Source organism: Helicobacter bilis ATCC 51630 (assembly GCF_000686565.1).
GTDB lineage: Bacteria > Campylobacterota > Campylobacteria > Campylobacterales > Helicobacteraceae > Helicobacter_A > Helicobacter_A bilis.
In genome coordinates, this window is sequence record NZ_JMKW01000005.1 from 38,148 (window position 1) to 59,261 (window position 21,114).

At 36.9% G+C, this 21,114-nt stretch carries 22 protein-coding genes; 15 read left to right on the forward strand and 7 right to left on the reverse strand.

What is annotated here, in order from left to right; all coding sequences use genetic code 11:
- Nucleotides 1–357: 357 nt before the first annotated feature.
- The 10 genes from leuB (at nucleotide 358) to T368_RS0101420 (ending at nucleotide 7,803) form a co-directional block, all read left to right on the forward strand.
- Nucleotides 358–1,431, forward strand: a complete 1,074-nt coding sequence (gene leuB / locus T368_RS0101375) for a 3-isopropylmalate dehydrogenase (protein WP_004088815.1) — start codon at nucleotides 358–360, stop codon at nucleotides 1,429–1,431.
- A gap of 7 nt (nucleotides 1,432–1,438) precedes the next feature.
- Nucleotides 1,439–1,567, forward strand: coding sequence for a hypothetical protein (locus tag T368_RS17025; RefSeq protein WP_268902594.1), 129 nt, complete (start codon nucleotides 1,439–1,441; stop codon nucleotides 1,565–1,567).
- Between the two features lie 149 nt (nucleotides 1,568–1,716).
- Nucleotides 1,717–2,085 carry a BspA family leucine-rich repeat surface protein gene (locus T368_RS12950; protein WP_004088819.1) on the forward strand — a complete coding sequence of 123 codons (369 nt, stop codon included), beginning with the start codon at nucleotides 1,717–1,719 and terminating at the stop codon, nucleotides 2,083–2,085.
- Between the two features lie 225 nt (nucleotides 2,086–2,310).
- Nucleotides 2,311–3,126, forward strand: coding sequence for a hypothetical protein (locus T368_RS16470; RefSeq protein WP_004088825.1), 816 nt, complete (start codon nucleotides 2,311–2,313; stop codon nucleotides 3,124–3,126).
- A complete protein-coding gene (locus tag T368_RS16265; protein ID WP_201798961.1) occupies nucleotides 3,035–4,468 on the forward strand; it encodes an AAA family ATPase in 1,434 nt (477 codons plus the stop codon). Before T368_RS16470 ends, T368_RS16265 begins: the two co-directional genes overlap by 92 nt.
- Nucleotides 4,453–4,725 carry a BspA family leucine-rich repeat surface protein gene (locus T368_RS16270; RefSeq protein ID WP_201798962.1) on the forward strand — a complete coding sequence of 91 codons (273 nt, stop codon included), beginning with the start codon at nucleotides 4,453–4,455 and terminating at the stop codon, nucleotides 4,723–4,725. Before T368_RS16265 ends, T368_RS16270 begins: the two co-directional genes overlap by 16 nt.
- A gap of 8 nt (nucleotides 4,726–4,733) precedes the next feature.
- Nucleotides 4,734–4,889, forward strand: coding sequence for a hypothetical protein (locus T368_RS15230; protein WP_004088835.1), 156 nt, complete (start codon nucleotides 4,734–4,736; stop codon nucleotides 4,887–4,889).
- The gene (locus T368_RS15235; RefSeq protein ID WP_027338246.1) at nucleotides 4,874–5,098 is read left to right on the forward strand and encodes a hypothetical protein; all 225 of its coding nucleotides are present in this window, start codon (nucleotides 4,874–4,876) and stop codon (nucleotides 5,096–5,098) included. Before T368_RS15230 ends, T368_RS15235 begins: the two co-directional genes overlap by 16 nt.
- Before the next feature lie 166 nt (nucleotides 5,099–5,264).
- On the forward strand, nucleotides 5,265–6,179 hold the full coding sequence (locus T368_RS15240) for a VWA domain-containing protein (protein WP_004088838.1): 915 nt from the start codon (nucleotides 5,265–5,267) through the stop codon (nucleotides 6,177–6,179).
- Nucleotides 6,180–6,378: 199 nt separating this feature from the next.
- Nucleotides 6,379–7,803 (forward strand): anaerobic C4-dicarboxylate transporter, encoded by a 1,425-nt coding sequence (locus tag T368_RS0101420; RefSeq protein ID WP_004088841.1) that lies wholly within the window; start codon nucleotides 6,379–6,381, stop codon nucleotides 7,801–7,803.
- A gap of 713 nt (nucleotides 7,804–8,516) precedes the next feature.
- Here the strand turns inward: T368_RS0101420 and gatC are convergent.
- From gatC to T368_RS0101440, 4 genes are all read right to left on the reverse strand, one after another.
- Nucleotides 8,517–8,795, reverse strand: a complete 279-nt coding sequence (gene gatC, locus T368_RS0101425) for an Asp-tRNA(Asn)/Glu-tRNA(Gln) amidotransferase subunit GatC (RefSeq protein ID WP_004088843.1) — start codon at nucleotides 8,793–8,795, stop codon at nucleotides 8,517–8,519.
- Nucleotides 8,796–8,865: 70 nt separating this feature from the next.
- Nucleotides 8,866–9,822, reverse strand: a complete 957-nt coding sequence (locus tag T368_RS14395) for a glycosyltransferase (RefSeq protein ID WP_027338248.1) — start codon at nucleotides 9,820–9,822, stop codon at nucleotides 8,866–8,868.
- Between the two features lie 113 nt (nucleotides 9,823–9,935).
- Nucleotides 9,936–10,133 carry a hypothetical protein gene (locus T368_RS0101435; protein WP_027338249.1) on the reverse strand — a complete coding sequence of 66 codons (198 nt, stop codon included), beginning with the start codon at nucleotides 10,131–10,133 and terminating at the stop codon, nucleotides 9,936–9,938.
- A gap of 32 nt (nucleotides 10,134–10,165) precedes the next feature.
- Nucleotides 10,166–11,089: a class II fructose-bisphosphate aldolase gene (locus T368_RS0101440; RefSeq protein ID WP_004088849.1), complete on the reverse strand. Its 924-nt coding sequence runs from the start codon at nucleotides 11,087–11,089 to the stop codon at nucleotides 10,166–10,168.
- A 271-nt stretch (nucleotides 11,090–11,360) separates the two neighbouring features.
- Between T368_RS0101440 and T368_RS0101445 the strand changes: the two genes are divergently transcribed.
- Complete coding sequence (locus tag T368_RS0101445) at nucleotides 11,361–12,323, forward strand: tRNA dihydrouridine synthase (RefSeq protein ID WP_027338250.1); 963 nt, start codon at nucleotides 11,361–11,363, stop codon at nucleotides 12,321–12,323.
- Between the two features lie 10 nt (nucleotides 12,324–12,333).
- Nucleotides 12,334–13,338: a hypothetical protein gene (locus T368_RS0101450; protein WP_004088856.1), complete on the forward strand. Its 1,005-nt coding sequence runs from the start codon at nucleotides 12,334–12,336 to the stop codon at nucleotides 13,336–13,338.
- Between the two features lie 111 nt (nucleotides 13,339–13,449).
- Here the strand turns inward: T368_RS0101450 and T368_RS0101455 are convergent, their stop codons facing one another.
- On the reverse strand, nucleotides 13,450–14,844 hold the full coding sequence (locus T368_RS0101455; protein WP_004088859.1) for a PhoH family protein: 1,395 nt from the start codon (nucleotides 14,842–14,844) through the stop codon (nucleotides 13,450–13,452).
- 186 nt (nucleotides 14,845–15,030) lie between these two features.
- Here T368_RS0101455 and T368_RS16275 point away from each other — a divergent pair, with 186 nt between their 5' ends.
- Nucleotides 15,031–16,713, forward strand: coding sequence for a UDP-glucose dehydrogenase family protein (locus tag T368_RS16275; protein ID WP_004088862.1), 1,683 nt, complete (start codon nucleotides 15,031–15,033; stop codon nucleotides 16,711–16,713).
- A gap of 153 nt (nucleotides 16,714–16,866) precedes the next feature.
- Here the strand turns inward: T368_RS16275 and T368_RS0101465 are convergent, their stop codons facing one another.
- On the reverse strand, nucleotides 16,867–17,502 hold the full coding sequence (locus T368_RS0101465; RefSeq protein WP_004088865.1) for a superoxide dismutase: 636 nt from the start codon (nucleotides 17,500–17,502) through the stop codon (nucleotides 16,867–16,869).
- Between the two features lie 99 nt (nucleotides 17,503–17,601).
- Entirely contained in the window at nucleotides 17,602–18,606 is a 1,005-nt protein-coding gene (locus tag T368_RS0101470) for a DMT family transporter (protein ID WP_004088869.1), read from the reverse strand.
- 281 nt (nucleotides 18,607–18,887) lie between these two features.
- Here T368_RS0101470 and hemL point away from each other — a divergent pair, with 281 nt between their 5' ends.
- Nucleotides 18,888–20,180: a glutamate-1-semialdehyde 2,1-aminomutase gene (gene hemL / locus T368_RS0101475; RefSeq protein WP_004088871.1), complete on the forward strand. Its 1,293-nt coding sequence runs from the start codon at nucleotides 18,888–18,890 to the stop codon at nucleotides 20,178–20,180.
- A gap of 67 nt (nucleotides 20,181–20,247) precedes the next feature.
- Entirely contained in the window at nucleotides 20,248–20,838 is a 591-nt protein-coding gene (gene clpP / locus T368_RS0101480; RefSeq protein ID WP_004088873.1) for an ATP-dependent Clp endopeptidase proteolytic subunit ClpP, read from the forward strand.
- The last annotated feature ends 276 nt before the right edge of the window (nucleotides 20,839–21,114 follow it).

Here is a 21,114-nt window from a genome sequence, read left to right on the forward strand (position 1 = left end):
TTTCGTCAACACTTCACAAATGCAAAGTAGAATATTCACTCTTAAATCTAACAAAACAGGGAGCAATAATGAGGTATGTTGCAGCAGTGATTTTGGGTGTATTTTTGGCACAAAGACACAAAACACACATTGAAACATTGTAGTATAGAAAATATTTAGGCATTTTTGTTGGCGGTGGCACACTAAGCTTTGTAGATTCTATTGCGTTAAGAAGCAATATGGAAAGTTATCTTAAAAGTCTTATTTTTGCTATAATTATCGACATTTTTGTTTATTTTATGGAAATAGGGAAAAGTAAAAGGTATGATTAAGCCATTTTGTAGAACAAAGAGACAACGCAGCAACAAAGGAGAGAGAATGAAAAAACAAATAGCAGTAATACAGGGCGATGGTATCGGCAGAGAAGTCATCACACAAGCCCTAAAGGTGTTAGATTCTATAAAAAAAGCATATAAGCACGAGTTTGTGTATAAGGAAGTCTTAGCGGGTGGCTGTGCGATTGATGCTTGTGGGGAGTGTTTGCCTAAGGAAAGCTTGGAAGTTTGTAAGAGTAGTGATAGCGTTTTGCTAGGGGCGGTTGGCGGTCCAAAATGGGATAAAGAGCCAAGCCATAACCGCCCAGAATCCGCCCTTTTACGACTTAGAAAGGAGCTAGGTGTATTTGCTAATATCCGCCCAGCCACACTTCTGCCGGAGCTAAAAAATGCTAGTCCGCTAAAAAGCGAGATTTTACAAAAAGGCATTGATTTTGTTATCGTGCGTGAGCTTGTGGGTGGAGCGTATTTTGGTAGGCATTTGTGTGAGGAGAGAAATGGCGAAAAAGTCGCTACCGATGAGATGAGCTATACACAATCTCAAATTGAATCTATCGCAAAAGTAGGCTTTGAAATCGCACAAAAAAGAAAGAAAAACCTTGTGTCCGTGGATAAGGCAAATGTGTTAGCCTCATCGCGTTTATGGCGTGAAGTGGTGGAAAATGTGGCAAAAGATTATCCCGATGTAAGTCTAAGCCATATGTATGTGGATAATGCGGCAATGCAGATTTGCCGCGTCCCTAGTGCTTTTGATGTGATTTTAACGGAAAATATGTTTGGGGATATTTTGAGCGATGAAGCAAGTGTCATCACAGGCACTATTGGCGTAATCCCCTCTGCCTCACTCTCTCAAGGCACTTTAGGGCTATATGAGCCAATCCACGGCAGCGCACCGGATATTGCCGGACAAGACAAAGCAAATCCTATTGGCACGATTTTATCCGTGGCGATGATGTTAGAGCTTTCATTTGGGCTAAAGCAAGAAGCACAAGCGGTGCGAAATGCGGTGAATCTTGCCTTGAAAGAAGGCTATCGCACAGGCGATATGATGGATAAAGATTCAAAGCTGATAGGCTGTGAAAAAATGGGAGATATTATCAGCGGGTTTGTAGGCTAAATGAAACTTGATAGAGAATCTTAAAGGCAAGAATCTTCCTTTTTGGGATTTAAGATTCTGCAAGTTTAATACACCTGCTATGGTAGAGATTGTCGAGGTATTGCAAGAGTTAATAGGCCTAAGGGCTTCAAGGTAAAGGGACTTTATCTCTTTAGGCTTGATCTTTACGGTATCAAGTATATTATCATTCTAATTTTAAAATGAAAGGAACACTATGAGTAAGAAAATCTACAAACCACAAACCAAAGAAGAGCTAAAAAGCTTGCCAATGATGAGAGTATCCACTTGGGTGATATTGATGTAAGTGCTGTTACAGATATGGGTGAATTGTTTGAACGCTCTAAACGCACAGATTTTAGCGGGATAGAATCGTGGGATGCAAGCCAAGTAACTGATGTGTCATCTATGTTTTTTAGGGCGGAATTTTTTAACACAGACATTAGTAAATGGAATGTCAGCAATGTGAAAAATATGAGTCGTATGTTTTCTTGGGCAACGAGCTTCAACCAGCCGCTAGAATCGTGGGATATTAGCAAGGTGGAAAATATGGATTCTATGTTTTATGGAGCGGAGAGTTTTAGCCAGATGCTAGATTCTTGGAACTTGAGCGTTGAAAAGCTCAAAAAGTATTTTGAAAAACACGATGATTTTTAGAATAAAGGTTGAAAGACTTAGGGTTTAGGCTCTTATCTTTGTCAAACTTAGTGATTACTTCTAGGTGTGTGTAAATCCCACAAATACGCAAAATCTCTTGCAATTCTGCATACATTTCAACCCCTTTGTCATAACGCTGTCAAAACTCCTTGTTATAATTTCGCTTATTTAAACAATGAAAAGCAATTTTGCTAAAACATTGTGATTAACTTTAAAGGAGCGATAATGAGTTATAAAAATCGCATAGAATCTATACTCAAAGAATTAAATTGTGGCGTGTATGAAAAAGATGAGGCTTTAAAGCTTGTGTTGCTTTCATTTCTAAGTAGCAAATCTGCCTTTTTGTATGGACCGCCCGGGACTGCTAAAAGTCTTGTGGCAAGGAGGGTGGCATTAGCGTTTGATATGAGTGATAATAAAAAAGCAGATTCTGTGGAGGATTTGGCTTTGGGTAATCATAGCGGCGATTTTGTGGATTTTAGGGTGAGCGACACGATTGCAAACGCAGACCTTATGTCTAGCTCTGCCCCAAAATCCACAAAAAGCCCCACTAGCAATACCGCACTCGTGCGTAGCACTAGTCCATACTTGCAAAATCCTAGAATCCGTGATGAAGAAAAACAAACTCAAAAAGCAACACCAAGCAACGCACAAACCCTAGAATCTAGCAAAGATATTTCGCTATCGCTCAACATGACAAACAATAAAACAGATTCTGGTAATACGCTTTTTGATAGCATAGAATCTATGGATTCCCACGAAGTTGTGCCGACTTCTCGCAATGACAGCAACAAAAAAGATTCTATAACAAGCCACAGCAATTCTAAGATTTATCAAAATGCTGAAAATACAGCCACACCACAGGCGGCAGGATTTTCTAAAGAAACTGCGTTTTGCGATGATTTTGTGGGTTATCAAGGCGATGGCGAAGGGATTTACCTAAGCGGTAATGACCGAGCCATCGCCGCAGATTCCCGCAAAAGCACGCAAAACAAGCGAAGCGAAGCATGTTTCTTTAGAAAAGCCAACGCCTACAACTAACACCTTCTTTGCCTACTTAATGAATCGCTTTAGCACCCCAGAAGAAATCTTTGGACCAATAGATATAGCAGAACTCAAGCAAAATAGACTTACAAGAAGCACACAAGGCTATTTGCCTACCGCACATTTTGCATTTTTAGATGAGATATGGAAAAGCTCTCCAGCCATTCTAAACACGCTTTTAACCATTATCAACGAAAAGATTTATCGCGATGGAAATACCGATATAAAAGTCCCACTACAAGGGCTAGTATGTGCGAGTAATGAATTCCCTACGCCAAATCAAGGGCTAGAAGCCTTGTATGATAGACTTATTGTGCGATTAAAGGTTTTGCCTGTGGAGAAAAAGACTAGCTTTGAAGCCTTGCTTAAAGGCATAGATGAAGCAAAGCTTACTATCACAAAGCCCTTTAATTTACAAGAATTACACGATATAGCACAAAAGGCTAAAAGCATTACTTTTTCTACGCAAAGCTTAAAAGCACTTCATAGTCTAAAATCCCTTATAGAATCTCATAATAAAACCCTAGATAAAGATACAGAAACCCTAGATTTTAGCCTAGATTCTACACAAGAGATTGAGAAAATCTATATTTCAGATAGAAGATGGGTAGCTATGGCAGAGCTTTTAAGAGTAGCGGTAGTTTTAAGTGATAGAGATGAAGTGCTGCCAATAGATATTATGCTTTTAAAGCATTGTTTATGGAGTAGTGAATCTCATAAAGACATTATCCAAAATCTTTTAGCAAAAGCCCTAGAAAACACTATACATATAAACCTAGATGACTTTGATATATCGCATTTACAAGATGAGTATGAGGCTCAATATGAGCTAGTGAAAACAGAATTTTACACTAGAAATAAGGCAAAGAAAGTCTCTCAAAAGAAAAAAGATGAATACACAAAAATCTGTGATACTCTCTTAGAATCTCTAATGTCTTTACAAGAGAGATTAACACAAATCTATAATACACAAAAGAGTAGCTTATATAATGTATTTCTTAACGACAGAGATTATGACATAGCATTACAAGATATTACAGAGAAGCAAACACAGCTAGAGCTTCTCTATCTAGCCCTAGACCAGCTAAAGCATATTATCGCACGACAAATAGAGCCTATGCCATTAAAACATATAGATAAAACTAAAATTATCTATCACCCAAAGACAAAAGAAGAGCTACTCAATCTTATAGATGATAAAAGTGTGTATCTAGGCGATATTGATACAAGTGCTATTACAGATATGAGTGGGCTATTTAGAGACTCAAATCGCACAGACTTTAGTGGGATAGAATATTGGGATGTAAGCAGCGTAGTAGATTTATGTTTTTTGAAATGACTAACTTTAATCAGTCATTAGTATTATGGGATGTGAGTAAAGTAGAAGATATGAAGTGTATGTTTTATGGAGCAAAGAAGTTTAATCAACCGCTAGATTTTTGGAATGTGAGTAGCGTAGAAGATATGCATTCTATGTTTGAAAAGGCTACTAGCTTTAATCACTCTTTAGAATCTTGGTGTCTCAAAAGATACGCATATACATCTAATATGTTTGATAATAGTGGCTATAAGCACTCATATCCTAAAAGATCTTAAGGCAGACAATGAAACATATACCACAAAGCATAGCAGCTAATCCACGCTACACAAAAATACTGCAAGATAAGCAGGTAGATAACATATTGCAAAAAGCCTATATAGGCTATTGCAAAGAGCAAGATTACTATGATAACTTTAACCCTTTTTGCAAGAAGAGTTAGCCCTAAATCAACGCAAAAATATAGAATCTTGCGATGATATTGAAGTCCAACAAGATTTACAAGCATTTGAAAACTTTAATGCTACGCATAAAGCTATACTAGATTCAATACTTAAGCAACAAACAGATATAGAATATACAAGAAGATATACTCTAGCATATTGGGATAATTTGCTGCGAGATAAAAAGCAAAAATGGCTACATCTATGAGAAAAAGGCTACAAGAAGAATACATTCAAGCATTAAAAACTTTTTAGACTATCTTTTATCCATTTTAGAATCTTTACTAAGAGTTTATGGCTTATGCGGACTAAAAAAGCATAATAATGATTTAGCTCTAGCACAAATATTAAATGAAGCAAAGCAAAGCTTTGATATGAAGCAACTCTATCCAAACACCTATAAAGAAAGCGACACAGGGACAAATGGCTATGATTATAGCAAAGGGCATAAAAGATTTATTAACTTTAAAGAAATCAATGCCTTTATAAAGCATATACAAAATAGCAAAGATTTGCGTAAAATCGCTGCATTACTTGGCAGAGAAGAGAAAAATGGAAATAAGAAAATAGAGTATAGCAGTATAGACCAAAGCATAAAAACGCATAATCACAAAGAAGAGATGAGTGGGGTAACCTTAGGCAGAGATTTAGCAAATCTTTTACCACAGGAATTAGCTATGCTAAAAGATGAGAATCTAGAATTGCTCTTTAATCTCAAATACATTCAAAACCGCCTTTTTTGCTTTGAAAAACAAGGCTATGAAACAATGCAAAAAGAGCATTATAAAATGGCAAAAAATGAAGGAGCGATGATAATCTGTGTAGATACAAGCAGTAGTATGAGCGGAAATAGAGAGTATCTAGCAAAGGCTATAACGCTTTTTCTAGCTACAAAGGCAAGTATGCAAAATAGGGCTTGTTATCTCATCAATTATTCAACAAATATAGAAACTATGGAGCTAAGTAGCAAAGATAATGCTATAAATCTTATAAACTTTTTAGTAATGAGCTTTAATGGTGGGACAGATGTAGCCCCAGCCTTAAAAGAGGGGCTTAAAAAAATGCAAGAAGATAGCTTTAAACAATCTGATTTAATCGTTATTTCTGATGGTTATTTTGATGATATTTCACAGAATCTGCAACAACAAATGCAAGACCAAGGGCATAAGGGCAATAGATTCTATCTTTTAGACATAGAAGGCTATGGGGATAAGAAAACATTTTTTGACACACATTGGGTATATGATACAAACACACAAGAGGCTACAATCTTATATACGATGAGATAGAGTTTAAAACTATATGCTTAGATGTGAATGAGTGTAAAAAATAGATTTAGATTACAGCTTAATATGGCAAGAGTTGGGTTATATCTACCCATCACCACAAACAATAATGACAATTTAATAACATAAAACCACATAGCATTATTATGAAGCTTAAGGGCTTTTTTGCTATACTTCGCATATTTTATTTTAGGAGCGTTGTATGGATTTTCTCACAAATCTTAGTGAAGGTTGGCAGTTTGGCATTCAGCTTTTAGTCGTGCTTATATGTCTGTTTTATGGTGCAAGAAAAGGCGGTATTGCGCTAGGGCTTTTAGGCGGTATTGGAATCTTAATGCTTGTATTTTTCTTTCATATTAAGCCCGGAAAGCCAGCAATTGATGTTATGCTTACCATCTTAGCAGTTGTCGTGGCGAGTGCTACACTTCAGGCAAGTGGTGGGCTAGATGTTATGCTGCAAATCGCAGAAAAAGTGCTAAGAAAAAATCCAAAACTCTTAACGATTCTAGCGCCTTTTGTTACCTGCTTTCTTACCATTTTATGTGGGACTGGGCATGTGGTTTATACGATTATGCCAATTATTTATGATATTGCGATTAAAAATAATATTCGCCCAGAGCGTCCTATGGCTGCTGCTTCTATTGCTTCACAAATGGGGATTATTGCCTCGCCTGTGTCTGTTGCGGTTGTAAGCCTTACTGCCCTGCTTTTAAACTCTGAGCATAAACTTGCAGGATTTGATGGCTATATCAATCTGCTTCAAATCACTATCCCTAGCACACTTTTTGGTGTATTGTGTATTGGAATCTTTTCATGGTTTAGGGGTAAAGATTTGGATAAAGATTCTGAATTTCAAGCTAAACTCAAAGACCCCGAATTTAAAAAATATGTCTATGGCGATAGCAAAACTTTGCTAGGCGTTGATTTACCAAAGAGTAGCTGGATTGCTATGTGGATATTCTTAGCTGCAATTGCTTGTGTGGCTTTGCTTGGAATCTTTGATTCTTTACGACCAAATTGGGGGCAAATCATGAAAGATGGTGTAGCACAAGTTGATGCGTTGGGGAATCCTAAAATAGATTCACTCTCAATGGTAGCTGTGATTCAGATGTTTATGCTACTTGCTGGCTCACTTATCATTATTTTTACAAATACTGATGTGAAAAAAATCGGTAGCAATGAGATTTTTAAATCTGGCATGATTGCACTTGTAGCCGTGTTTGGAATCTCATGGATGGCAGATACAATGTTTGCCGTGCATACACCGATGATGAAAGATGCACTTGGAGGCATTGTAACGACGCATGTTTGGACTTATGCCATTATGCTGCTTTTAATCTCAAAGTTTGTTAATTCTCAAGCAGCAGCAATCGCAGCATTTGTGCCATTAGCCTTAAATATCGGGGTTGAACCCGGAATCATCGTAGCCTTTGCAGCTGCATGCTATGGCTATTATATTTTACCAACTTATCCAAGCGACTTGGCAACAATTCAGTTTGATAGAAGCGGCACAACGCATATTGGACGATTTGTTATCAATCATAGCTTTATTTTACCGGGCTTAATTGGTGTTTTTAGCTCTTGTGTAGCTGGATATTTTCTAGCTTTAGTGGCTGGGTATTTGTGATTTTGATGTTTGGCTTAAATATTTCTATTTTTTCTATGTATAGCTTAAGGTTTAAGGTAGTTGTGTATCCTTGCGTAATATTTAAATTTGGCTCACTAACAAAAAAAACTAATTAAACCTACATTAACACATAAAAGCCTCTTCATAATTTGCTTAATGTGTATATGATCTTGCGTTGCTAAACAAAAACAAGTTACCCGAAGTTCTACTCAAAGCAATTCATTTTTTTATGATTCTACATAATCTTAAAAAGGCTGTCCATTTTTTACATATTAAAGTATGTCTTATATGCTGATAAGGCGTATAAAACTACATATTTATTTTTTAAATGCTGGATAAGTAACGGCAAAATGCAATGTTTTTGCTTCCACATGTTTGAATTTGCATCAAAGTATTAATAAGTTTGCAACACTTTAAAAGCGATTTTGTATCAAGTGTTAATTTAAAAATCATAATTCACTCGTATTAAGTTTAAACGACATAATTTTAGATCCGATACTTGTTAAAATTCCACCTACACAAATGGTAGAGAATCTAAAAGCTACTTAGTGTCAATTATGTTGAATAATGTTAAAACTCCATGTCTTCTATTTGCAACTTTATATATGGAGATAGAGCTCAAAAAATAGAATCTATAATCTCTCACTCTGCATTAAGACTAAATAACCCCAATAATCTCGCAACACTCTCACAAATATAAAGCAGGAGAAAACCTACCCTATCACTTTTGGTACAATGAAATAGCCATCTTTTGCTTTTGGGGCTTGTTTTAGGATTTGGTCTCGTATTGCGGAATCTTCTGGTAAATCTGGTCGCATGGGGGTTTTATCATCTTTTTGCAATGTAATGCTATCTGTATCGACTTCCTGCAGACTATCCATTTTGGCGATAATTTCGCTTAATTCTTCTTTAAAATCTTCACGCTTTTCTTGTGCGATATGTATCATTGCTAATTTTTCAAGCTTATCAAGTAATTTATCATCTACAAACATAAATAAACCTTTCCATACAAAATAGCGTGTATTTTAGCAAAATATATCGCGGTTTTACTAAATAATATATTCATACATGCTTTTTAAAGCGATGTATTAGATTTTTCAAAGCCATCATAATGGCTTTGTGTGGTTTGCTTATACGCTCAAGCCGTCTCTTCATTGCAGGAAAGTTATAATGTCCTTGAAATTCCCTTAATTGTCTTGCAAGTGCTATGGCATATTCAGGCAAACCTTCATTTTCTATATTTTCTACTTGTGCGTTCAATTCATTTTCAAATCCACTGCATAACCTTGCCATTTTACACCATACATCTTTATGCGGATATATATTTGGCATAAAATCTATCGTAAGTTTATTATAAGCCCCAAACCATGCTTTTGCTGGACCATTGCAGTGGAGAATCTTGGCATTTATCATTGCTTTTTCATATCGCTTTGAAAAATCTGTATTAGCAGAACAAGCTGCTTCAAGTGATTGATAAGCATATATTCCCCATTGTTCACCCAAATTATACACCCTATCACGCATAGCAAAGTTTAGGGCATCTTGGTCTGCAAACTCTGTTTCATACTCTCTCAAAAAACGCATTGCCTCAATATCTACATTTTGTTTTATCCACTCTTTTGTATTAATAAGCATAAGCCCACTGCAAAAATAAAAACTTGTTTCAAACGATTTTACTGCTTTTTTACCGCCCTTTTTCTTTCTGTAGATTCCACGGCAAATCATTTCATCATTTGGATAACCAAATGATGAAGCAGCAATATAGCCATCTAAATTGAGTGCAAAAAGCTCTCGCAAGTCTGTTAATACAAGCATATCTGTATCTAGATACAAACATTTATCTACATTTTTTGGTAAAAAATCCACAAGTTTAATACGATAATAAGCGGCATATTGTTGTGCTTCTTCATAGCCCCACTTTGGTAAATCCTTGAAGTCTTCATCATTAATGATGTGGGCTTCTATTTGACACGGATAAACATCTTGCAAGGTGGTTTGCAATATATGAAATTGCTCCAAAGTTTTCTTTGTAATAGAATCTGTTATAATATGAAAGTGATAGCCCTCTAAATTAATGGGGCTTTGCTCCGCATTTATAGGGTTTTCTCTATTTGCGAGACTTTCTCCCCAAGTTATGGGGCTTTGCCCCCCCCCCCCCCATTTATTTGCATAGATATGTTGGAATCTGGGGTTTTATTTTTAGATTCTGTGCTATGAAAGGCGAAGTCTGCAAATTTTTTACTTGTATCTGTGTAATGTATGATGTTTGTTATCAGCACTGCTACATATTTCATGTAATTTTGATCAGCATTAAATACAATATAAAACATTCTCAAATCCTTAACATTAAGATAAAAGTATTCTAGATTCTATTTGCACTGCCTAAGACTTCCATTCTCTCTGCGATGACATTACTCATAGCTTCCATAGCTGGTGCAAAAAACTTGCGTAAGTCAAATTGCGATTTATCTTTATTTGCGAGTTTTCTCACCTCGGCGATAAAGGCAATGCGTAAATCTGTATCCGTATTTACCTTATTTATGCCTCCTTTTACTGCCTCTTGTAAGAATGAGAAAGGCACACCTTTACTACTGCCAATATCCCCACCACTCTCGCTAAAACTCGCCCTTACATAATCTGGTATAGCACTCGCCCCATGTAATACAAGCGGGATTTTTGTCAGCTCTTTTACAAGCTTTAATCGCTCAAAATCAAGCTTTGGCTCACCTTTAAACTTAAATGCTCCATGACTTGTGCCAATGGCTGGGGCTAGATAATCTATCTTTGTCTCTCTTACAAACTGCTCTGCTTCCTTTGGATTCACAAGCACAGCATCTTTTTCATCAACCGATATATTATCCTCAATCCCCATAAGTCTGCCAAGCTCTGCCTCTACGCCGACACCCTCTTTATGTGCCATTTCTACGACTTTTGCGCTCTCTTCTAGATTCTCATTAAAAGGGTGATGTGAAGCATCAATCATCACAGAAGTAAATCCCGCCTCCACCGCACTCTTACATGAAGAAAAGCTAGTGCCATGATCAAGGTGTAATGCCACAGGGATATGTGGATAACGCTTTGCCATAGTTTTTACCATGCCTACTGCCATATCAATACCCATGTATTTTATCGCCCCTTCACTTGCTTGCACAAAAATGGGTGAGTTTGCCTTATTTGCCGCTACAAAAATAGCATTTAGCATTTCAAAATTCACAAAGTTAAATGCACCTACTCCATAGCCCTCTTTATTCGCTTTGTTTAGAATCTCTTGTCCAAAAACTAGCATATTTGCTCCTTAAAAAATAATTATTATCTATCCGTCATTGTATCAAAAGTGTGTGAGTTTAAGTTACAATGCCTTATAGTTAAACATGAAAGAACATATATATTTTATGCTATAATGTGTGCTTTGTAAATCCCAAAGACTTAATAATTTTATAGAATCTTAAAGCAAGAGAAAAAGGAAATAAGTGCAATACACAACACATTACAGCAATATAGAATCTCTAAAGCACCACCTAGACACTTTTAAACAAACAAAAAAGCTTCCAGCTCCCCTGCTTATACTTGCCCCACTTGCTGGTTTTAGCGATGTGCCTTTTAGAAAGGTAGTGAAAGATTTTGGTGTAGATATTACCGTGAGTGAGATGATAAGCTCCCATGCCCTTGCTTATGAGAATGAGAAAACGCTAAAAATGGCATTAAAAAGCCCGAATGAGACGCCCTTTTCCCTGCAGATTTCAGGGAGTAAAGAAGAGATTCTAAAAAGGGCAGTTGAAAAGATTAATGAACTCTCTTGGGTAGATATTATTGACTTTAACTGCGGTTGTCCCGCTCCAAAGGTGGCAAATCATGGCAATGGCAGTGCGCTTTTAAAAGATTTAGATAAATTCGTATCACTACTACAAATCATTCGCAAATATGGCAATAAGCAGGTATATAGCGTAAAGGTTAGACTAGGCTTTGATAAAAAGATACCGCTAGATTTAGCAGAAGCGATTAATGAAAGCAGTGTGGATTACTGCGTGGTGCATGCTAGGACAAAAATGGACGCGTATAAAAAGGATAAAATCGATTATGATAGCCTTGCTTTGATGAAAGAAAACTTGAAAATCCCCATGATTGCAAATGGCGAGATAGATGGTTTAGAATCTTTTCAAAAAGTCATGCAAATCACAAATGCAGATGGGGCGATGATTGGTCGGGCTGCGTTGAAATCTCCTTGGATTTTCTGGCAGATACAGGCTAAAACAAATGACTTTCCACTTGCTTTGAAGAGAGATTTAGTATTAAAGCATTTAGATTCTATGTTTGAGTTTTATGGCGAAAGGGGGGTTATTATGTTTAGAAAAAATCTACATGCCTATGCGAAAGGGCAGAAAGATTCTAGCAAATACAGGGAGTTTGTCAATAATGAAAAGGATTATCATTTAATTAGAGAATCTATAAAGGACTTTTTTGACACCACAAAGCTAGAGTCAAGTGATATTTGTCCTATTTTTAATAAAAAGAGTGTATAAGGGGAGTAAAATGAGTGGTTTAAAAAGAGGGGTTTTTGTTATCATTGTGGGGATTTTTTGCTGTATAGAGTCTGCATGGGCGGTTCGCTATCAGTTTTTTCTTGGGATAGGGCAAAGCATAGGGGAAGGATCACTTCATACAAACTCTACAAATCAAATGACAAAAAACACTTCAAGTGTAAATGAAAAAGGCGGCTATTACTACTCACAAACGCAACTTGGCGAGTATAATGGCAGCGTGAAAGATATTACAAGCGGTTATATTGGCACGGAAGTAACCTTTGATAAAATGGGGATTTTTACCCTGCGTGGTTATATCAGTGCGAGTTATTCTAATAAAGTAGATCTTGGCTCTATATCAAATGTGCGTGATGGGAATCTGCGTAAATGCGGTGCAGATGAAATGCCCGGTCTTACAAATATTTGCTATCGTGATGGATTCTATGTAGCTGCACCCGGTAATGGCGGACAATATCAAGAAATTAAGTTTAATAAAAATCCAAACTTTGCAAGAAATATCTCAAACAATGCCTTTATGCTAAGCTACTCTGTTGGCTTTGACTTTGGTGCAAACATACCTATACATATTTTAGTAGGGACTTTGAGTAGTTATAAAAAGATGATTCCATTACGCATTGGTGCTTATGGTGGTATTGGCTATGAGTTTATCACTTATAGTTTAGGGCATTATGATAGTAGGACTTATAATAACACAACCAAAGACAGCGTAACGCTAAAAGCAGGTGATACACTCTATCTAGCTGGGGCTGGTGCATTTATGCGATTTGGTGCAAGTCTTTATGCTTATAACAACATACGATTTGACATTGGTGTGAAAATGCCTATACAAATCGCAGGTGATCCAAGTGCTAAAAGTCAAAGGTGGTATCAAATGGATTCTACAGAAACCTTACCACCTAGTGTGGATAAAGTTTTCGCTCAACAGCTCTTACGACAAGAACACAGCACAACACTTGGCATGTATTGGCAATTCGCAGTTAATGTTTTGTTTTAGATTCTGTAATTGATTTTAATTGTTTGCAGATGTTTTTAGATTTTCATTGATCTAATTAAGTAGATTTAAAAATATTATTAGAATGTCACAATACCCACGCGTTAAAAGCAACTAAAAATTAGAATCAAACCAGCTGGCGATTTCACTGCGTATAGTATGTTTTAATTGTAAGCCGAATATAAAATCATCTTTTTGTGCTTTTAATAATAGACTTAAAGCCCCATTACGTAAGCGACTAAGATAGGGGTGGTCAATCTGATTGTAATCACCAAGAAATACAATGCGACTTTTCTCGCCCATACGCGTGCCTATAAGCTTAATAGTCGCATCAGAAGCATTTTGCACCTCATCGAAAATCACAAATTTATTATGCAGCGTGATACCTCTAGCATGCGCTATATCCATAACTTCAATGCGGTGTTTATCAAGAAAATATTGCGTTGCATGCTCTTTATCAAAGCCTTTGGTCTCACCTTTATATTCGATACGCTTTGCAAGGGAATGCTCCTTTAAACGCTCGATAATAAAATTTATGCTACTAAATAAAGGATACATAAAATAATGTAATTTCTGGTCTTCATCACCTTTTCTAAAACCAAGCTCTGCTTCCTTATCATTTGCTGTAATGGTGTTTCGCAAATACACGATACCATCGACAACGCCCATTTTTTGCAGTGCAATACCCGCTTGAAGTGCTGTCAAAGTCTTGCCACTCCCTGTGCTACCTGTGATAATGCTTACATAATTATTCGCATGTAAAAGGATCGCATAGGCGAGTTTTTGCTCGACATTTAGCGGCAATATATAGGGCTTTTGTGTGGCAATAATAGAATCTAAATCAAGTATTTCAAGTGTGTCATTTTGCTTAATGCCAAAGTGCTTTCTCCCCGTTTCATACCGCATACTATCAGTCATATCCACTTCATCAATCTCAAAAATATGCCAATTACTAAACTTTTTAAAAGTATCGCTTTGACTAAACTCTTCTGTATCGCTACCATCTCGCAATAGTGCTACCTTATGGATAAAACTAATCTCTTTTGGACTAGTGATTGCAGCTTGATTAAGTGAGGAAGATTCTATATTTTCTATCATGAATCGCACACGCAAAGCAATGTCATTTGTAAGCAACAATAGCTTATAATCCTTTGCAACCTCTCTAATGCGCGCATCATTAAAGCCATAATCGCTATGTGCCGTGCGATATTTTGTGCGTGTAATCACAAAAAGTGGCACACAAATATCTTGTGCCTGAAATACAATACAAGTAATATAGTCTGTTGAAAGCTGTGGTGTGATGCTTGTCATACTCTCTTTTGAAACATTGTGAATGCGGCGGAAAAACTCACGCGCAAAATAGCCACTCTCACTTTGCTGATCCTTTTTCCTATCAAGCTCTTCTAAGACAATATCTGTAATAAAAAGTTCCATATTTTTGTTGTGTAAATCAATGAGATTCTGTGTATTATCAAGGATAATTGAAGTATCAAGCAATACCTGCTGCATTACGCCCCTTATGCTAAAATATAGTGATAATTTTAGCATAAAATGCGGTGAAAGAGATGAGATAAATATTAGACTTAGTTTTAGCCGTATTGTTTTGGAATCTAAATGTAAAGGATATTGTATAAGGTTTGTTATAATTTAACTTTTATTAAAATATATCGAGTTGATAGCATATAAAGGATACAAATGCAGGTTACGATTATTGGCAGTGGGTATGTAGGGCTTGTGGCTGGGGCGTGTTTTGCCCAAATGGGAAATGAAGTGATTTGCCTTGATGTGGATTCTAAAAAGATAGAATCTTTAAAGCAAGGCAGAATCCCTATCTATGAGCCGGGCTTAGAAGAAATGGTGCGTGAGAATGCAAGGCTTAAAACTTTGCGTTTTAGCACGGATAAAAAGGAGGCTATCTCAAATGCGGAAGTGATTTTTATCGCTGTTGGCACACCGATGGGTGAAGATGGCAGTGCGGATTTAAGCTTTGTTAAAGCTGTGGCGCAGGACATTGGCAGTCATATAGAGCGAGAATATGTCGTGGTGGTGGATAAAAGCACGGTGCCGGTGGGGACGGCTAGGGAGGTGAGAAAGATTATAGAATCTGCTTTAGCAAAAAGGGGGAGGCATTCAGCTTGTGGCGACTTTTTAGGGAATGCTGCGCCCACTTCATTGCGGCGTATGTCTAATACGCCTCATTCGCTTGCCTTGCATAACCCCAAAAATTCATCCACAATCTTAGAATGCCAAGATTCTAGCGACACAGATTCTAATGCGGAAGTATCTTTGCGGGATTTTGGAGAATCTGCCAACTTAGATTCTAGCAATTCTAAGATTGTGAGTGAAAAATGTGGGTTGCCAGAAAAATCACAAGGGAGTTACCTAAGCGGTAATGACCGCAGGGATTTTTCACAGCTCCCACATTTATCGCCACAAGCTGAATTGCCAAATAACAAAGATACAACCCAACACATAACCTTTGATGTCGTAAGCAACCCTGAGTTTCTTAAGGAAGGCGTTGCGATTAAAGACTTTATGAGTCCAGATAGAGTGGTTATCGGCACAGATTCTACAAGGGCATTAGAAGTGATGAAAGCCTTGTATGCGCCATTTTTATTGAAAAGTGATAGGCTCATTGCTATGGGGATAGAATCTGCGGAGATGACAAAATATGCGGCAAATGCGATGCTTGCTACAAAGATTAGCTTTATCAATGAGATGAGCCAAATCTGTGAGCGTGTGGGGGCAAATATCAATGATGTGCGGCAGGGCATAGGCAGCGACTCGCGTATTGGATATAGCTTTATTTATCCGGGCTGTGGGTATGGGGGGAGCTGCTTCCCTAAAGATGTAAGAGCATTGGAAAAAAGTGCAAAAGATGTGGGCTACACGGCAAAGATTTTGCAGGCAGTGCAGGAAGTTAATGAAAAGCAAAAAATGCTGTTGGTAGAAAAGATTGTTAGGCATTTTGGGGAGAATCTGCAAGGGCTTAGCTTTTGTGTATGGGGGCTTAGCTTTAAGCCAGAGACTGATGATATGCGTGAGGCAAGCTCTTTGGTGCTGATAAATGAGCTAACTAAGCGTGGGGCAAGGATACAAGCCTATGACCCAAAGGCATACGAACAAGCGAGATTCTATCTCAAAGATAGGCTAGATTCTATTACATTTATGGAGAGTAAATATAGTGCGTTGCAGGGCTGTGTAGCGTTAGTGCTGCTGACTGAATGGCGGGAGTTTAGAAGTCCTGATTTTGGCGAAATAGCAAAGCTGTTAAAAGAGCCTATTATCTTTGATGGGCGAAATATTTACCAGCATTGTGGCTTAGAATCTAAGGGCTTTAAGTATTATCAAATAGGGGTTGGAAATATAGAATCATAAAAACTAAATTAAGTATATTAAGATTTGGGATCTCAATACAAAAAGATTGAGAATCTTTGCGGAATATGTTAACCAAACTTTTAAAAGCTTGGTTGTTGGGTTTATAGAGATTATAAAATCTCTATTTAATGTCTATATGCTTAACATTGCAAGTTATTTTTTATGAATGCCATTAATATAGAATTTAATAGATTCTACACCATTCTTTTTTGCCCATTCATACGCACTTGACACAAACGCCCAGTGGATATGTGAGAAAAACTTCTCTAAATACGCAGGACGCGCGTTTTTATGATCGATATAGTAAGCATGTTCCCACACATCAACCACAAGCAAAGGCACTTTATCATCTGTGATAGGTGTTGCTGCATTGCTTGTTTGCACGATTTCTAACTTTTTTGTGGTCAAGTTATACACAAGCCAGCACCAACCAGCACCAAATAGAGTTGTCGCAGCTTGTATAAACTTCTCTTTAAAGCCTTCAAGCGAACCAAACTCTGCATTAATCGCTGCACTCAAATCGGCACTCATATCTGTTTTACTTGGTGAGATGCAATCCCAGTAGAAGTCGTGGTTATATACTTGAGCGGCATTATTAAAAAGACCACCATTTGACTTTTTGATAATATCATACAATTCCGCATTTTCAAACTCACCACCTTTGATAAGGTTGTTTAGATTTGTTACATAAGTTTGATGGTGCTTACCATAGTGATATTCAAAAGTCGTAAGGGTAAGGAAGTCTCCAAACGCATTAGTCTCATAGGGTAATTTTCTTAATTCAAACATATTATCTCCTGAAAAATTAAAATGAAGCTATATTATAATATACTTTGCTTAATATTTGTGTGGTTGAAAGTTAAATTATAACAATGCCTTATCTAAACCCTAACAACTTTCTTTCTTTGCAAAATACACACCAATAAGTATAATGCAAATGCCACATATCTCAAATATACCAAGTTTCTCACCAAGTATAAAAAAGCCCATTAACGCCGCAATTATAGGAGAAAAAAGTAACACAAGAGATGAAGTTTGTGTATTGACTTTACCCATGATATAGTTAAAAAAACCCTGCCCAATCACCTGTCCACATAAAGAAATAAGGGCGATTATACCAAAGTCTTTCATGTCTTTTGGGACTTCAAGGCCCTCAAAAATTAAGGCAAGGACTAAAAGTGTGAGACTTGAGCCAATGCAAGCAAAAAACATAATCTCTAAAGTCCCATATCGTTTTCTTAGTGAGTAAATCACAGCTAAAAATGAGCTATAACATAGCACGCTTAAAAACGCCATGAAGTCTCCAAAGGGCGTCGCCACGCTTAATTCGCCCTTGCCACCAATCAAGACAACAATGCCACAAAATGCCACAATTGCCCCGATTAAAAGGCTTTTTCTAAACTTTTCCTTGAAGAAGAAAATGCCAATAGGAATGAGAATAAAACATGCAAGAGAGCCAAAAAGATTCACATTTGCCACACTTGTATGCCGCAATGCGATATTAAAAAACAATAAATCAAAGGCAAAAAAGATTCCCGCAAGCATCATAAAAGCAATATCTTTGAATGGAATTTTAAAGACATTTCTACGCGTATTTGCCATAAGCCAGAAAATGGGCAACGCCAAGACTATGCGATAGAATCCTAAGTTTATAGGCGACATGTCTGTAAGCTTTACAAGCACACTAGCATAGATTATGAAACTTTCTGCAAGGATTGCAAGGAGAATAAAAAAGCTAGAATTTCTAGGAATCTTTGGGAGTTTAAATAACTTTTTTTTAGAGATAGAATCTATTGGGCTAGATTCTATATTATTTAAAACTTGACTTTTATTTATAGAATCTTTAGTATGCTTTTTAGAATCTATTGTAATAGAGACTTGATTATTTGTCATAGATGAAGTCCTAGAGGTTTAGATTCTAGAATTATAGGAAAAAATATAGGATATGTAGTCTTTAAATGTTTAATTATGTTGTTTTAGTTTTTTAGAATCTAAGCTTTAATGCGTTAAAAGTTAGAATCTCTAAATAGCTTGAAAGATTCTATAAAATATTAGATTTTTGTTATAATCACACTTTTATATGTGTGATGTGTTTGGATTAAAGGCTGATTTAAGATGGGCGTTCTCAATAAACAAGATTCACACAAGTGGTAAGATAATATAAGGATAAAGATATGCAAACGATTTTACATAGTATCAATGCGTTTAATGAGGCAAAGCAGGTTATACCCGGTGGGGTGAATTCCCCTGTGCGTGCGTTTGGCAGTGTGGGTGGCACACCGCGATTTATTAAGGAAGGAAAAGGGGCATATATCATTGACGAGGATAATAACCGCTATATTGACTTTGTGCAAAGCTATGGACCGCTTATCTTAGGACATAGTGATAGTTTCGTAGTAAAAGCCGTGCAAGAAGCGGTAGCAAAGGGCTTAAGCTATGGCGCACCAACGGAGCTAGAGACAAATCTAGCGAAAGAAATCATAAGTGTATGTGAGGGTGTGGAGAAAATCCGCTTTGTAAATAGCGGGACAGAGGCTACTATGAGTGCCTTGCGACTTGCTAGGGCATTTAGCGGGAGAGATGATATTATCAAGTTTGAGGGCTGCTATCATGGGCATAGTGATAGTCTGTTGGTAAAAAGTGGGAGTGGGCTTGCAACCTTTGGTAAGACTAGCTCAAAAGGCGTTATACAAGATATTGCAAAACATACGCTTGTAGCAAAATATAATGATTTAGATTCTGTAAAAGAGTGCATAAAGCTAAGTGGCAATGTGGGCTGTATTATTATAGAGCCTATTGCTGGTAATATGGGACTTGTGCCCTCACACAAGGAGTTTTTGCAAGGTTTGCGAGAGCTTTGTGATAAAGAGAATATCGTGTTAATCATTGATGAAGTGATGAGTGGATTTAGGGCGAGTTTGCAAGGGTCTTATGCGTTTTATGGTGTAAAGGGGGATTTAAGCACTTATGGTAAGGTTATAGGTGGTGGTATGCCGCTTGCTGCATTTGGTGGTAGGGCTGATATTATGGATATGCTTTCACCAATTGGTGGCGTGTATCAAGCAGGCACACTAAGTGGGAATCCAATCGCTGTTAGTGCTGGACTTGCTACACTGGCTCTCATTAAGCAGGATAAGGGGCTTTATGAGAGATTAGAATCTCTAGCAAATAGACTGGCAAAAGGCTTAGAATCTGCTGCAAAAAAATATGATATTGCCTTACAAACTTGTGTTAGAGGCAGTATGATGGGCTTCTTTTTCGCAGAAAATGAAGTGATAGATTGGGATAGTGCGGCAAAGTCTAATACAGAATTTTACGCAAGATTCCATGCAAAAATGCTTGAAAAAGGTGTAAATTTCGCACCATCTCAATTTGAGACAAGCTTTATGTGTAAGCCTTTTAATGAGGCAATTATCGATGAAGTGATTGAAAAAGCAAATGAGAGTTTTAAAGAGCTAAAAGCTTAATTGTTTGATTTAGTGTGTTTTTAGCTATAATAACGACTTTATTTAGAATCTAAAGAGAGGTAAAGATATGAATTACATTCCTTATGTTATTGAAAAGACAGGTAGGGGAGAGAGAAGCTATGATATTTATTCTCGTTTATTAAAGGATAGAATCATTATGTTAAGCGGTGAAATTGATGATTCTGTATCAAGCTCGATTGTAGCCCAGCTGCTTTTTTTGGAGGCAGAAGATCCGCAAAAAGATGTGTTTTTGTATATTAACTCACCCGGTGGTAGCGTTACAAGTGGGTTTAGCATTTATGATACGATGAATTATATCAAGCCAGATATTTGCACTATATGCGTTGGACAGGCGGCATCTATGGGTGCATTTCTCTTAAGCTGTGGCACAAAAGGCAAACGCTACGCCCTGCCACACGCAAGGATTATGATACACCAGCCTTTAGGTGGAGCTAGGGGACAGGCAACAGATATTGAGATACAAGCAAAAGAGATTCTAAGGCTAAAAACTATCATTAATGATATTCTAGCTGCAAACACAGGTCAAAGTGTGAAAAAAATCACACAAGATTGTGAGAGAGATTTTTATATGAGTGCGGACGAGGCACAAAAATATGGCTTAATTGATAGTGTTATGACTCGCTCGAGTAAGAGTTAGTTGTAAGGTCAAAATATAAAATTTTATTGTAAAAAAGTATGAAATCTTACAGCAAGAATGTCTAGCAAAGAAGTAAATAGCATATAGAGTCTTGCTTGATACATAAGGGTTTGAATCTTAGAGTATTTATTTTAAAATGCATATTTTAGTCTTGTGGTAAATGAATTTTGCAACTATTTGCTTTACAATGTTTGCTAGATTAGATTCTATATTTTACTTACCAACTCTAACTGAAAGCTATTTAGAATCTCTAAAGCATTGGAATTAATTTTTACA